The following is a 13,656-nucleotide window of genomic DNA, read 5'->3' as shown; positions in this document are numbered from 1 at the left end:
TCTGCGGGGGTAGCCCCTCAATCCGTGCGTCTCAGCCCGTGCAGCGGCTCAGTTCAATCGCCATCCGGCTGCCGATCACCGTGATCCTCAGGTCGCCCCGGTTCATCGCGAACGGTCCGTGGTCGGCCGGGATGACATCCGCAACCCCGGTGATCCAACCTCCTTGCCGTTCTGCGGTGGCCTCGGATACCCAGATCATGGGATCGCGATGTTCCACCACCAGCGCCTCGTTGTTGCCCGTATCGGGCACCTGTGCCCGGACGGTCACGCGCAAACCGTCGGCGATCGGCTCGATGGCGCAGGTCACAGCGCCCGCGCCTGCCTCTTCTGCCGTATAGGGGCGGTCCGAGAGGGCCGCCGCAATCGCGCCATCGCGGGTCTGCACGTCGGGCAAGGCCCCCGCCAGATCCACCGAGATCGGCATGCACACGTCCTGACACACGCCCAGATCCAGACGCCCGGCAATCTGCGCTGTTCCATCGGCATCAAGGGCGAATTCCACGGGCAGGATGACATCCCCATCATAGCCGATCGCGCGCAACCCGTTGGTGAAGAACACCCGCGGGCGCGGCCAGTGGATCGCCATGCCGGACACCCCATCGGCCTGGGTCAGGCGCAGAACCGTCGGCACGCCGCCGTCGCCCGGCGCGCGCCAATAGGTCTTCCAGCCGGGCGCCAGGCGGATACGGATCGCAGCCATGTGACGGTCGCCGTCAAGGCGATAGCCAGGCATCAGGCTGACCTCCACCACCTGATCGGCAGAAAAATACTGCGCCGAAGCGGGAAGGGCTGTCAGCATTGCAACGGCGGCTGCGCTTAGAAGGCGTGTCAGATACGTCATGATCTCTGGCCTATGAAGTTGCAGACGAAATGAAAAGTCACGATCCCGCGAACCCCCACCCTAGAAAGGCGATTGATTGATTCCTGCAACAGGCCCATGCTGCCGTTATGGCCATGCCGAACCTGTCCCACGACCTGACCGGAAAACTGCTGATCGCGATGCCAGGGATGGAGGATCCAAGGTTCGCGGGCGCAGTCATCTTCCTGTGCGTGCATTCCCCCAGTCGGGCCATGGGCTTGATCGTCAACAAGCCGATGGAAGAGGTCACCTTCGCCGAGTTGATGGAGCAACTCGATATTCCAAAACATGGCAGCACACCCGGACCCGTCCCCCAAGTGCCGGTCTGCTTCGGTGGCCCGGTAGAGATGCGGCGCGGCTTCGTGCTGCATTCCCCGGACTACGCCCCGCGCGGGGAAGAGGCCCTGCGTATCGATCCCCGATTCGCGATGACGGGCACGCTTGATATTCTTGAGGATATCGACAGTGGCAGGGGGCCGATGCGATCGCTATTGGCGCTTGGGTATGCGGGTTGGGGCGAGGGCCAGTTGGAGGCCGAGATCGCCCGTAACGATTGGCTTACCGCCGATGCCACGCCTGATCTGGTGTTCGATCAGAAGATGGAGCGGAAATGGGATGCGGCGGTGCAGAGCCTTGGCATCAACCCCCTTATGCTATCATCCGAGGCAGGTCACGCCTAACGCGCGGCGCGGCGCAAACGATCATTGATTGCCCGCCCCAAGCCTACCTCGGGTACGTCCGCCACGCGAATAACCTGCGCCCCCCGCGCGACAGCCAAAGCGTCTGCGGCGTGGAGTGTCGCGAACAGCCGCGCCGCGGCCTCCACAAGGTCGCCCCGTTCGGAAAGCGAGAAATCCCCCGCCGTCGTGCCGAAACCGATCATCACGTCGCCCGGTGCGGCAGCGCCCCCCAAGACAACTTTCGTGCGTGGCGCGTAATGCTTCTCCATCTGGCCGGGGGCCTCCACCCGTCCCGGGGTCAACTCGGCCACGACGGGACCCACGACGGATTCGACCGCTTCGCGTGAGACGCCCCCCTCTCGCAGCAGGCGCACGCCATCGGCACCGGGCGCAAGAATCGTCGATTCCAAGCCTACACCACAGGCCCCGCCATCCAGCACCGCATCCACGGCGTCGCCCAAACCGTCCACCACATGCTGCGCCAAGGTGGGGCTGATCTGCCCGGACGGGTTCGCCGATGGCGCCGCGACCGGTCCGCCGAAGGCCTCCAACACCGCGCGCGCCAGCGGGTGGGCGGGCACGCGCACCGCCAATGTGTCCAACCCACCCGACACCAGATCCGCCACGCGGCCCCGCGACGGCAGGACCAACGTCATCGGCCCCGGCCAGAAGGCAGCCGCCAATGCCCGCGCCGTGGTGCCCACCTCGGCCAACTCCGATGCCGCCTCCAACGACAGTACATGGACGATCAAAGGGTTGAACGTGGGCCTGCCCTTTGCCTCGAAGATCCGCGCCACGGCGGACCCGTTCATCGCATCGGCGGCGAGGCCGTAGACCGTCTCGGTCGGCAGCGCCAATAGTCCGCCCCCGCGCAACACCTCTGCGGCGCGCGCGATACCTGCGACATCATCGTGCAACATTTCGGGTCTACTGCGGGCCATCTCGTGACGTAACGTTGAAGTTGCTGAACCATTTGCCGGGGTCGCAGTATGCGCCCCAACACGATCACGGCCCTAGCGCGAAAATCCCTAGCGCGCAAACGGGCCAGCCTTGGGAGAGACGTCCATGCCCTACCGCGCGCCTGTATCCGACATCACCTTTTGCCTCGATCACGTCGTGGGCTTCGAGCGCGTGCAGTCCGCCCCGCTGTTCGAGGAGGCCACGACGGATGTCGTGCAAGCGATCCTGACCGAGGCGGGCCGCATCTGTGAAGAAGCCCTGGCGCCCCTGAACCGTGTCGGCGACACCCAGCCCGCCCGCCTGGAAAACGGCGTCGTGCGAACCTCTCCCGGTTTCGCGCAGGGCTACAAGGCCATCGCAGAGGCCGGTTTCGTCGCGATCAGCGCGGACCCCGCGTACGGCGGCATGGGGCTGCCCCTGACCGTGACCACGGCGGTGAATGAGATGATGGGCAGCGCCTGCCTGTCGCTAGAGCTGAACCCCCTGATGACCCAGGGCCAGATCGAGACGTTGGAGCATCACGCGAGCGACGCGATCAAGGACCTTTACCTGCCCAAGCTGACCACGGGGGAGTGGTGCGGCACCATGAACCTGACCGAACCGCAGGCAGGCTCGGACGTGGGGGCGCTGATTACCAAGGCCGAACCCAATAGCGACGGGACTTACGCGATCAGTGGCCAGAAGATCTACATTTCATGGGGCGATCACGACATGGCCGAGAACATCGTTCATCTGGTCCTCGCCCGTTTGCCCGATGCGCCAAAGGGCACCAAGGGGATCAGTCTTTTCCTCGTCCCGAAGAAGATCCCCGATGCGGAAGGCAATCCCGGCGTCGCCAATACCCTCAGCGTCGTCAGTCTTGAGCATAAGCTGGGACTCCACGGCTCACCCACCTGCGTCATGCAATACGACGGCGCGCAGGGCTGGCTGATTGGCGAAGAGAACAAGGGCATGGCCGCGATGTTCACCATGATGAACAACGCCCGTCTTGGCGTGGCGGTGCAGGGCCTCTCGGTCGCCGAGGGTGCCTATCAACACGCACTGGCTTTCGCGCTGGAGCGCAAGCAGGGCCGTTCGCCTGTTGACGGGGGCACCGGCACCATCGTCGACCACGCCGATGTGCGCCGCATGCTGATGGAGATGAAGGCCGAGATCTTCGCCAGCCGTGCCATGGCGCTGGACCTTGCGGTGACGCTGGACCTGGCAAAAGCGGGCGATACGCAGGCCGCTGCCCGCGCCGCCTTCCTGACCCCGATCGCCAAGGCCTATGGCACCGAGGTTGGCATCAAGGTTGCCAATACCGGCATCCAAATTCACGGCGGCATGGGCGTGATCGAGGAAACCGGCGCCGCCCAGTTCGCGCGCGACGTGCGCGTCAGCGCGATCTACGAGGGCACCAATGGCATTCAGGCGATGGATCTTGTGGGACGCAAATTGATGGACGGCGGTGCTGCGGCCTTCGCGCTTCTCGATGAGGTGGAAGCCACGGGCAATGAGGTGCTGACGCCCATGGCGCAGGCCCTGCGCAAGACCACAGAGGATATGTTGGCGCTGGATATGAACGAGCGGTTCGGCGGCGCAGTGCCCTATCTTATGGCGTTCGCTCGCGTGCTTGGGGCCGTCTATCACGTGAAGGCCGCCGCTTCCGGTGACAAGGCCCGCCATAGCCTTGCGCGGTTCCATGTTACACGCCTCTTGCCGGAGGCCCACGCGATGATGGCGCAGGCGCGGTGTGGGGCAGGGGGCCTCTATGATCTTTCCCCCGATGATCTGGCGGCGTAAGCCGCTGGTATGACACATCCTATTCGCACGCCGTTTCTCAATATCCCTGCCGATGGGGAGGCCGTGGAAGTTGCCCCCGGTGTCCTGTGGCTGCGCATTCCGCTGCCGATGGCGCTGGACCACGTCAATATTTACGCGCTTCGTGACGAGGATGGTTGGACGGTGGTGGACACCGGCGTGAACTCTCGCCGCACGATTGCGTTATGGGAGAAGATCCTTGACGGACCTCTTGGCGGAGCGCCGGTGACACGCTTGGTCGTCACCCACCACCATCCCGATCACGTGGGGCTTGCGGGCTGGTTCCAGGGCCGTGGTGCCGAGTTGCACATGACACGCACGGCGTGGCTCTTTTCGCGCATGTTGACGCTGGACGAGCAGGCGCAGGCCACGGACGAGCAGGTGCAGTTCTGGATCGACGCGGGAATGGACGCCGAGGTTCTGGCCGCCCGCCGCGCAGAGCGGCCGTTCAACTTCGCCGATATTGTCTACCCGATGCCCCTGGGGTTCACGCGCCTGCACGAGGATAGCACCATCAAGATGGGCGGGCGCACCTGGGATATCCGCTTTGGCCACGGCCATGCGCCGGACCACGCGACGTTCTGGAGCCGGGAGGGCGATCTGGTCATCGGTGGCGACCAGCTTCTGGCCACGATTTCCCCCAACATCGGCGTCTACGCGACCGAGCCGGGTGCCGACCCTCTGGGGGACTGGATGAATGCCTGCGAGGCATTGCAGCCCCACGCGCTTGAGACGCACTTGGTTCTGCCGGGCCACAAGCTGCCCTTCACCGGGTTGCCGTCGCGGATGCGGCAGTTGATCGACAACCATCACCGCGCCCTCGCGCGGTTGCGTGACCACATCGCCAAGGGTCCATGCAGCGCGGCAGAGTGTTTCCCGCCGCTGTTCAAGCGCAAGATAGACGGCGGGACCTATGGCCTTGCGCTGGTGGAGGCGGTGGCGCACCTCAACCACATGCACCAGTTGGGGCAGGTGACGCGGGCGCGGCGCGCTGACGGCGCCTGGGCCTACAGCCTGACATAAGTGTCGCGGCATTGAGCCACGTTCGCGTGGGGCTGACATGCTTCACGATCTGCGGTATTCGACGCGGAAGAGACTTGAAATCCCTGATCCGAGGATACGCAAATGGCCGACCAAGACGACTACAAACACGGTGAAATGGACACAAGCGAACAGGAAAAAGCGTTCGCTGGATTCATGAAAATGTCCACCAACGTGGCGATCGTCTGCATCGTCATCGTGATCGGCCTGGCGCTGTTTGCCACATGATCCGGCTGCTGCGGACCCTTGCGGTTGGCGTCATGGTGCTCACGCTGGCTGCCTGTGTGGGCGACGAAGTCTGGGCCCCTGACGACGCGGTGGCGCGCGCCACGTATGTGCCTCCGGGGGCGCCAACCGTCACGTTGATCACCTCGATCAATACGACGAGCAATGCAGGTGCGCATTCCGCCCTGTTGATCGACGGGGCGCAGCGTCTGCTGTTCGATCCCGCGGGCAACTGGCACAATCCCGGCGTGCCCGAGCGCAATGACGTGCTTTTTGGCATGAGCCAGCCTTATCTCGATATGTACATGGCGTTTCAATCCAACGGTGCATTCGAGGTTCGGACCCAGACGATTGACATCACCCCCGCCGTTGCACAGCAGTTGAGCCAGGCGGTGCAATCCTACGGTGCTGTCCCCCCGGCCTATTGCTCGCGCTCGATCACCGAGATTCTTGGCGCGACACCGGGGTTCACCTCGATCCAGCAGACGTTCTTCCCGCTCAACACGATGGAGCAATTCGCGCAATTGCCGGGTGTGCGCGAGGCAACGATCATCGGGACTACGGGTGACGAAGAAGACGCCAGCGACGCAGTTCTTGCCGCCCAACTGGCGAATTGACGCCCGTCTCGTCCGCATTGGTACAGCCATAAAAAACCCCCGACGGTGAGACCATCGGGGGTTCTTTGATTCTGAACGATTCGCATATGCGATCTGTCGGAGCGCCGTTGTCGGGCGGAGGAGTGCTTAAAGCATCCCTTCGCGCTGCAACTTTTTGCGCGCCAGCTTGCGGGCACGGCGGATGGCTTCAGCCTTCTCGCGTGCGCGCTTCTCCGAGGGTTTTTCGTAATGCTGCTTGAGCTTCATCTCACGAAAGACGCCTTCGCGCTGAAGTTTCTTCTTCAGGGCACGGAGCGCTTGATCGACATTGTTGTCGCGAACACTGACCTGCATGTGGTGTCACCACCTTTCTAGGTTAGAATTGCAAGGATCTGCAGGAAGTGGCCCTATAGCAATTGCCCCCTAAGTTGTCTAGCGACCTGCGAAAGGAGACGAGACATGACCGATATGAGTGATGCCATTCTGGATGCCGCGCGCATGCATGTGCCGTTCGACGGCTGGACCGAGGCGAGTTTCGTGGCCGCAGTGGCGGATGCGGGCGTGCCTATGGCTGACGCGCGGACCCTGTTTCCACGTGGGGCGGTCGATTTGGCGGTGGCGTTTCATCGTCGCGGGGATCAGGCCTTGGCAAAGGCCCTGTCGGCGACCGATCTGAGCGCGCTGCGGTTTCGCGAGCGCGTGGCCCATGCGGTGAAAGTGCGTCTCGATCTGGTCGAGGACGACAAAGAGGCCGTTCGGCGGGGCGCGACCCTTTTTGCGTTGCCTGTCTACGCGGCAGACGGGGCCAGGTTGGTGTGGGAGACGGCGGATGTGATCTGGACCGGCCTCGGCGACGGATCGCGCGATCTGAACTGGTACACCAAGCGCGCGACCTTGGCGGGGGTCTACTCGGCGACAGTGCTCTATTGGCTTGGAGATCAAACCGAAGGTCACACGGCCACGTGGGCGTTCCTGGACCGGCGCATCGGTGACGTGATGCGGATCGAAGAGATGAAGTCCAAGGTGCGCAGCAACGCGCTGCTGAAGCCATTCGCAGCCGGGTTGGACCGTTTCGCGGCCTCCGTTCGCGCGCCGCGCGGGGCGGGGCATGACGATCTGCCCGGGCGCTGGACGCCTCCGGCGTAATCACAACCATCGCCCTCCGGGCACGGTGTCGGGGCAGGCGTGGCCTTCGGCCGCGCCTTCGGCGCGGTTCAACCTTGTCATCGGGGCCGTTTCAGCATGATCTAGGCGAAAAGTGGAAGGTGAGACATGGAAGATACGATGCGCGCAGTGGAGATTTCCGAGCCCGGCGGCCCCGAGGTTTTGCGCCTGTGTGACCGGCCCGTGCCGGTGCCGGGGGCCGAGCAGATCGCGATCACCGTCGACCATGCGGGCGTGAACCGCCCCGACGCTCTCCAGCGGGCGGGCAGCTACGCGCCGCCGCCGGGTGCGTCCGATCTGCCGGGGTTGGAAGCCTCGGGCGTCGTTGCCGCAATCGGCCCCGGGGTCACCCGGTGGGCTGTGGGCGACAAGGTCTGCGCGCTTTTGCCGGGCGGAGGCTACGCGGAGAACGTCGTGACCCATCAAGACCACGCGCTGCCGGTGCCCAAGGGCCTGTCGATGGCCGAGGCCGCCGCCCTTCCAGAGACGTTTTTCACTGTCTGGAGCAATGTGTTCATGCGCGCAGGCCTTAAGGCAGGGCAGCGGTTTCTGGTTCATGGGGGCTCTAGCGGGATCGGCACGACGGCGATCCAACTGGCCCGTGCCATGGGCGCGCGGGTCTTTACGACTGCAGGGTCCGATGAGAAATGCGCCGCCTGCGTCGCATTGGGCGCAGAGCAGGCGATCAACTACCGCAGCGAGGACTTTGTCGCTGCCATGAAGGCTGTCGGTGGGGCGGATGTGATCCTGGACATGGTGGGGGGCGACTACCTGCCGCGCAACGTGAAGGCCCTGGCCGACGACGGGCATCTGCAACAGATTGCCTTCCTGAATGGCCCGAAGGTGGAGCTTAACTTTGCGCAACTGATGGTCCGGCGTCTGACGATTTCGGGATCCACGCTCAGGCCCCAGTCCGATGCGGCAAAGGCGGCGATTGCCGAGGAGCTGCGTACGCGGGTCTGGCCGCTGTTGGACGCGGGACGTGTCGCGCCGGTGATGGACCAGACGTTCCCCTTGGCGGAGGCGGCAAAGGCCCATGCGCGGATGGAATCGAGCGCGCACATCGGGAAAATAGTGTTGCAGGTCCGCTGACGCCTCCCTCTTGTCCGGGTTTGCCGGCGTCAATCTTACAACGCGCACCGGCTTGGCGTTTGGAGGGCATGAACTTGCCCTACGTGCTGGCAGAAGCGTGGGGCACCGCAAACCTTGGCGCCCTGGCCGCCACCCATCCCCCGTCGATGTTGGCGGTCTACGCGCCCGCGATCTATTTCGCGGGATCGTTTTCAAAGGCAATGCCGGTGCGGCACCCCTTTTTATCCAATGCCTCGGGGCGCTGGTCCAGTTCCAGCTCAACAATACGCTGTGGCCCGTTGCACGGCCCAAGGACACCTGGATTTTCGTCGCGGCAGCGGTGGCCGTGGTCTGGCTGAACCGTGCCAAAATGATGCGGCGAGGTGACAGCATCACGCGTTTTGTCCCGCTCAGGGGTCCGACAGGACAGACCAGCCCGCCAGATACCGTGTCGTGCTGGTGACAAGGCACACGGCCGCAAAAGCCCACGCGATCCAGGGGAACGCTGTGGGGAATAGGCAAAAGGCCGCAAAGACGATGATGGTCTCGGCCCCCTCGGCAAGGCCGCCAAGGTAGTAGATGCCCTTGGTCGGATAGTCCTTTGCCTGCAAACCGCGCCGCTCGGCAATGACCGAAAAGGCAAGGAATGACGTTCCGGTCAGCACGAAACTGGCGATCAGCACAGCGCCGGGCAGGCCGTTGGCGGCGGGGTCGGCGAAGATGAAACCGATGGGAAAGACCGCGTAGAAGACGAAATCCAACGCGATGTCGAGAAAGGCCCCCCGGTCAGTCGGGGTGGTCAGGCGGGCGACGGCACCGTCCAGCCCATCGGCAAGGCGGTTCAGGGCGAGGCCAATCAGCGCAAGTCCGTAAAAGCCGAAAGCTGCCGCAAGTGCCGCAAGAAGCCCGATCCCACAGCCCACCAGCGTAATGTGATCCGCGCGCACACCGCGTGTCACCAGCCAGTTGGCCGGTGGCGCCATCAGGGCGCGTTGCAGAGGCAGAAGGCGGGCATCGATCATGCTCAGCGTCTTGGCGCGAAGCCCCCGGGTCGTCAATGCACGGAACCGTTAGCGTCGCAGCAACATCCCAAGCGTGAGCGTCGCCAGAAGGGGCACGCAAGTGGCCAGCGCCAGAAGACGCAGCGTGCCGAGGGGGCCAAACGCCTCGATCAGTGCGCCGCCTGCAAGTGGCGCTACGGCGGCGGCGATCAGAACAGGGCGCGCCAGCCGCGCCGTGGCACTGGGATAGGCGCGCGCGCCGTAGATTTGCAGCACCATGGTGCCCCGCGCGATGGACCACAGACCCGCGCCCGTGCCGTAGGCTACCATGCAGACGCTCGTGGGGATGTCTTGCCAAAGGCCGACAAGGCCCAGGCAGATCAAGGCGCTTGATCCGAATTGCGTGATGATCGGGTGATGCCGCCCGCGCCCTGCCAACTCAACCAACCGCGCGGCGACTTGTGAGGGGCCGATCATCGCACCAAGGGCGACAGCAGCGGCGACGCTCAGCCCGCCGGCGGTGAGCAGGGTGATGAGGTGGACCGAAATGACGCCGAGGATCAGTGCAAGGCTGACGCCCCAAAGCGCCATACACACGAAGGGCAGGTCGAGCCGAGGCGCGGCACCGGAGGGTGGCCCCGCGGTCTCAACTCGGGGTTTCGGCGACGCGGGCAGGCCGAAACGGCAAAGTGGCAGCGTCACGCAAAGGTGTAGTGCTGCGTAGACCCCGCAGGTGCCGCGCCAGCCCACGACGTCAACCAGATAGGCCGACAGGGGCCAGCAGATCGTGCTGGCCAGCCCGCCAAGCAGCGTGAGCGTGGTGATCGCAGACCGTGCCTTGTCGCCGAAAAGCATGCCAAGGGTAGAGAATGCGGCTTCGTAAAGGCTCGCCGCCATGCCGCACCCCAGCACGATCCAGGCGGCGAAATAGAACGGGAGGGATGGGGCAGCGGCCAAGCCAAGCAGGCCCACGATCAACAGGGCCACACCCGCCATCATCACGTCGCGCCCACCGCGCGCCGTGATCTCGCGCCCGACCATGCGCGCGGCAAGGCCTGAGGTCAGCAACCCCAGGGAAACGCCGCCCGTCACCGCGACCCGCGGCCACCCGGTGGCCTGCACGATCGGATCCCCCAAAACGGCCAAGAGATAGAATGTGCTGCCCCATGTCAGGATCTGCACCAGTCCCAAGGCGGGAACGATGTGCTTTCGGGGCCGGGGCACTGTCACGGGGCGCTACTCAAGCTGATCAATCAGGCGCACCAGCCCGCCCAGATCCGGCAATTCGTGAAACCTTGGGTGCCCCTCTGGCGTTTCCGCATGCTCCAACGCCCAAGTCAGCCCGTGGGGCACATACACCGCATGGGCCCCCACATCGAGCGCGGGGCGGATATCGGACTTCATCGAATTGCCCACCATCATCGCGTGTCTCGGACCCGTTCCATGGGCGGAAAACGCCCGGTCATAGGTGCGGGGCTGTTTCTCGGACACGATTTCTACGGCCGAGAACAACTCTCCCAATCCGCTAGCCGCCAGCTTCTGTTCCTGATGCAAAAGGTCGCCCTTAGTGATCAGCACCAGCGGATAGCGATCCGAGAGGGAGGCCAAGGTCTCTTCCACATGGGGCAGCAAATGGATGGGGTGGCGAAGCATCTCTTGGCCCATCGCAAGGATCTGCGCGACGACTTGGCCGTCCACGCGGCCTTCGGTGACTTCGATCGCCGTCTCGATCATCGACAGCATGAAGCCTTTGATGCCAAAGCCGTAGTGACCGATGTTCTTCTTTTCCAGTTCCAGCAGGCGGTCGCGCAGATGCGTGTCCTCCGCGAAATCCGCCAGCAATTCGGCGAACTTGTCCTCGGTCAGCCGAAAGAACGACTCATTCTGCCACAGCGTGTCGTCGGCATCGAAACCGATCACGCTTAACCCTTCGTCCATATCACCCTCTTTTCGGAATCGATTGCAGTCTTATATAGTGCCGCCTATGCAACGGCCTTGAAACCGGGACCAGATCTGATGACGACACCTTGGACGATGATGGCAGAAGACCCTGACGACGTCGACGGCGGCGATGGCGACGTCTCTCTGGCGACGAAGACCAAGACGAAAACGCAGCGGCCGCCGATGTATAAAGTGATGCTGCTCAACGACGACTACACGCCGATGGAATTCGTGGTGCATGTGCTGGAGCGTTTCTTTGGCATTACCCATGCCGCCGCGGTCGAGATCATGTTGGTTGTCCACAAGAAGGGCCTTGCGGTCGTGGGCGTCTTCAGCCACGAGATCGCGGAAACCAAGGTGGCGCAGGTGATGGACTTCGCCCGTCGCAACCAGCATCCCCTGCAATGCACGATGGAGAAGGAGGAGTAAGCCTCCTCCGTCCGTTCCGAAAGCAAACCCATGACCCCCGACAGATGGACCCTCGCGATTGACGGCGGTGACCTTGCGCTGCCCGATGGTGCCGTGCTGGTCATGCAGGCCCGCGCCGACAGCGATTTTTCTTCGTTTGGCGATGACGTGACCTGTGTGCAGGGTTTTGCGCCCGATCACGACAGGCTGGCCGCGCGGGGCGACAACGTCGTGGTGGAGGCCGAGGGCAGCTTCACCAACGCCCTGGTCCAGATCACCAAATCACGCGTCGGGACGCTTTCGGCAATTGCCGAGGCGCTGGGGCATCTGCCGCCGGGGGGCTTGCTGATGGTCGATGGCCAGAAGGAAGAGGGGATCGAGGCGGTCGTCAAGCAGCTTAGACTGCTGTTCGAGGTCGATCACGTCTTCTCCAAATCCCACGGCAAACTGGCCTGGCTGCGCCGTACCGATGCGATCCCGCCGCAGGTCGTCGACTGGATCACGGCGCCCGAAGAAGGGGACCATGGCTACATGACGGTCCCCGGTGGCTTCAGTGTGGAAGGGCCCGACCGAGGGTCCGAGATCCTCGTGGCACTGGTGCCGGCGTTGAAAGGCCGCGTTGCGGATTTCGGGGCCGGATGGGGCTACATCGCCGGAGAGATCCTGGCCGAGCAGGACACCATCGAGACCTTCGATCTGATCGAGGCCGACCACGCCATGCTTGAGGCCGCGCAGCATAACATCGACGACCCACGCGCCCGCTTCCATTGGGCTGATGTCGCCCGGTTCGAGCCCGACGCCCCCTATGATGCGATCGTGTGCAATCCGCCTTTCCATGTCGGCCGCCGGGCCGACCCCGGCCTTGGCCGCGCCTTCATCCAGGCCGCCGCCCGCCACCTGACACCCCGGGGGCGCTTTTTCATGGTGGCCAATCGCCATTTGCCCTATGAGGACACGCTCAAAACCTGCTTCGGCACCGGCTCCATGCTGGGAGAGCTGGAGGGCTACAAAATCTACGAGGCGGCAAAGCCCCTTGGGCAGTCGCCCCGCAAATCAAAGCGCTAAGCGCCCCTTTCACGCATCGAAGGATCGATCCCATGGGCCTTTCCATCCAAGGCAAGACGGCCATTGTCACCGGCGCCGCCAACGGCGTTGGCCTTGCGATTGCACGTCATTTCATTGACCGCGGGGCGAATGTGATGTTCGCAGACCGCGACAAGGACCGGCTCAAGGACGAGTGCGGAGAGACCGAGGGCAGTGGCGAGAGCATCGAGTATTTCTCGGGCGATCTGCGCGAGCGTCTGACGGTCGAGAACCTGATCTCGGCCACCATCGATGCCTATGACCGCGTCGATATTCTGGTGAATGCATCGCGTCAGGTGATGACAACGGACCCGCTGGATCCCTCCGACACATCGGTCGAGGCGATGCTGGAGCAGAACCTGTTTCCCGCCCTTCGCCTGTCCCAGGCGGTGGCCAAGCGGATGATCGCGCAGGCCGAAGAGGATGGGCAGGAAGAGGGGCCGATTGGCTCTATCGTCAATATTTCTTCCATCGCCGCGCGGCGCACCCATCCTGACCTGATGGGGTACTCCATCGCCACGGCAGCGCTGGACCAAGCCACGCGCAGCTTGGCCCTGGCCCTCGCGCCGAACCGCATCCGGGTGAATGGCGTCGCCTTCGGCTCGGTCATGTCTGCAAGCTTGAAGGACTCGCTCAACGAGACGGATGGACTGCGACAGGAGATCCGGGAATGCACGCCCATGGGCCGCATTGCTTCGGCCCGTGAAGTCACGGCGGCGGTGCAGTTTCTGGCCTCTGACGGGGCAGGCTTCGTGACCGGAGAGGTGATAACCGTCGATGGAGGGCGCACGCTTCTGGACGCGGTGACAACGGCGGCCCACTGAACG

At 64.0% G+C, this 13,656-nt stretch carries 16 protein-coding genes; 10 read left to right on the top strand and 6 right to left on the bottom strand.

From position 1 onward, the window contains the following. Nucleotides 1-31 precede the first annotated feature (31 nt). On the bottom strand, nt 32-841 hold the full coding sequence (locus KUL25_RS13485; RefSeq protein WP_257893413.1) for a protein-disulfide reductase DsbD domain-containing protein: 810 nt from the start codon (nt 839-841) through the stop codon (nt 32-34). 107 nt (nt 842-948) lie between these two features. Between KUL25_RS13485 and KUL25_RS13480 the strand changes: the two genes are divergently transcribed. After that, nucleotides 949-1,539, top strand: coding sequence for a YqgE/AlgH family protein (locus tag KUL25_RS13480; protein WP_257893412.1), 591 nt, complete (start codon nt 949-951; stop codon nt 1,537-1,539). Here the strand turns inward: KUL25_RS13480 and KUL25_RS13475 are convergent. Beyond that, nucleotides 1,536-2,459, bottom strand: coding sequence for an L-threonylcarbamoyladenylate synthase (locus tag KUL25_RS13475; protein ID WP_257893411.1), 924 nt, complete (start codon nt 2,457-2,459; stop codon nt 1,536-1,538). The two genes, KUL25_RS13480 and KUL25_RS13475, sit on opposite strands and share 4 nt — an antisense overlap. A 145-nt stretch (nt 2,460-2,604) precedes the next feature. Here KUL25_RS13475 and KUL25_RS13470 point away from each other — a divergent pair, with 145 nt between their 5' ends. The 4 genes from KUL25_RS13470 (at nt 2,605) to KUL25_RS13455 (ending at nt 6,182) form a co-directional block, all read left to right on the top strand. Next, on the top strand, nt 2,605-4,281 hold the full coding sequence (locus KUL25_RS13470) for an acyl-CoA dehydrogenase (RefSeq protein ID WP_257893410.1): 1,677 nt from the start codon (nt 2,605-2,607) through the stop codon (nt 4,279-4,281). A 9-nt stretch (nt 4,282-4,290) separates the two neighbouring features. Continuing rightward, complete coding sequence (locus KUL25_RS13465) at nt 4,291-5,322, top strand: MBL fold metallo-hydrolase (protein WP_257893409.1); 1,032 nt, start codon at nt 4,291-4,293, stop codon at nt 5,320-5,322. 102 nt (nt 5,323-5,424) lie between these two features. Next, nucleotides 5,425-5,568 (top strand): aa3-type cytochrome c oxidase subunit IV, encoded by a 144-nt coding sequence (locus tag KUL25_RS13460; protein WP_068359768.1) that lies wholly within the window; start codon nt 5,425-5,427, stop codon nt 5,566-5,568. Next, on the top strand, nt 5,565-6,182 hold the full coding sequence (locus tag KUL25_RS13455) for a hypothetical protein (RefSeq protein WP_257893408.1): 618 nt from the start codon (nt 5,565-5,567) through the stop codon (nt 6,180-6,182). The genes KUL25_RS13460 and KUL25_RS13455 overlap by 4 nt, the downstream gene beginning before the upstream one ends. Before the next feature lie 126 nt (nt 6,183-6,308). Here KUL25_RS13455 and rpsU read toward each other — a convergent pair whose 3' ends face one another. Further along, nucleotides 6,309-6,515 (bottom strand): 30S ribosomal protein S21, encoded by a 207-nt coding sequence (gene rpsU / locus KUL25_RS13450; protein ID WP_011457005.1) that lies wholly within the window; start codon nt 6,513-6,515, stop codon nt 6,309-6,311. A gap of 105 nt (nt 6,516-6,620) precedes the next feature. Here rpsU and KUL25_RS13445 point away from each other — a divergent pair, with 105 nt between their 5' ends. Together KUL25_RS13445 and KUL25_RS13440 are read left to right on the top strand one after the other, a co-directional pair. Next, the gene (locus KUL25_RS13445; RefSeq protein ID WP_257893407.1) at nt 6,621-7,307 is read left to right on the top strand and encodes a COQ9 family protein; all 687 of its coding nucleotides are present in this window, start codon (nt 6,621-6,623) and stop codon (nt 7,305-7,307) included. Between the two features lie 126 nt (nt 7,308-7,433). After that, on the top strand, nt 7,434-8,417 hold the full coding sequence (locus tag KUL25_RS13440; RefSeq protein ID WP_257893406.1) for an NAD(P)H-quinone oxidoreductase: 984 nt from the start codon (nt 7,434-7,436) through the stop codon (nt 8,415-8,417). Between the two features lie 389 nt (nt 8,418-8,806). Here KUL25_RS13440 and KUL25_RS13435 read toward each other — a convergent pair whose 3' ends face one another. The 3 genes from KUL25_RS13435 to KUL25_RS13425 are packed head-to-tail and all read right to left on the bottom strand — an operon-like array spanning nt 8,807 to nt 11,335. Next, complete coding sequence (locus tag KUL25_RS13435; protein WP_257893405.1) at nt 8,807-9,418, bottom strand: CDP-alcohol phosphatidyltransferase family protein; 612 nt, start codon at nt 9,416-9,418, stop codon at nt 8,807-8,809. Nucleotides 9,419-9,466: 48 nt separating this feature from the next. Further along, nucleotides 9,467-10,627, bottom strand: a complete 1,161-nt coding sequence (locus KUL25_RS13430; protein ID WP_257893404.1) for an MFS transporter — start codon at nt 10,625-10,627, stop codon at nt 9,467-9,469. Between the two features lie 6 nt (nt 10,628-10,633). Continuing rightward, nucleotides 10,634-11,335 carry an HAD family hydrolase gene (locus KUL25_RS13425; protein ID WP_257893403.1) on the bottom strand — a complete coding sequence of 234 codons (702 nt, stop codon included), beginning with the start codon at nt 11,333-11,335 and terminating at the stop codon, nt 10,634-10,636. Nucleotides 11,336-11,431: 96 nt separating this feature from the next. Between KUL25_RS13425 and clpS the strand changes: the two genes are divergently transcribed. From clpS to KUL25_RS13410, 3 genes are read left to right on the top strand one after another with little or no spacing between them, the layout of a single operon-like run. After that, entirely contained in the window at nt 11,432-11,767 is a 336-nt protein-coding gene (clpS, locus tag KUL25_RS13420; RefSeq protein WP_235602155.1) for an ATP-dependent Clp protease adapter ClpS, read from the top strand. A gap of 30 nt (nt 11,768-11,797) precedes the next feature. Further along, nucleotides 11,798-12,811 carry a class I SAM-dependent methyltransferase gene (locus KUL25_RS13415; protein WP_257893402.1) on the top strand — a complete coding sequence of 338 codons (1,014 nt, stop codon included), beginning with the start codon at nt 11,798-11,800 and terminating at the stop codon, nt 12,809-12,811. A gap of 32 nt (nt 12,812-12,843) precedes the next feature. Continuing rightward, nucleotides 12,844-13,653, top strand: coding sequence for an SDR family NAD(P)-dependent oxidoreductase (locus tag KUL25_RS13410; protein ID WP_257893401.1), 810 nt, complete (start codon nt 12,844-12,846; stop codon nt 13,651-13,653). The last annotated feature ends 3 nt before the right edge of the window (nt 13,654-13,656 follow it).

This window comes from Gymnodinialimonas phycosphaerae (genome assembly GCF_019195455.1).
GTDB lineage: Bacteria > Pseudomonadota > Alphaproteobacteria > Rhodobacterales > Rhodobacteraceae > Gymnodinialimonas > Gymnodinialimonas phycosphaerae.
Note: the sequence above shows the minus strand (reverse complement) of the source record. Positions and strands in the feature narration are given on the sequence as shown.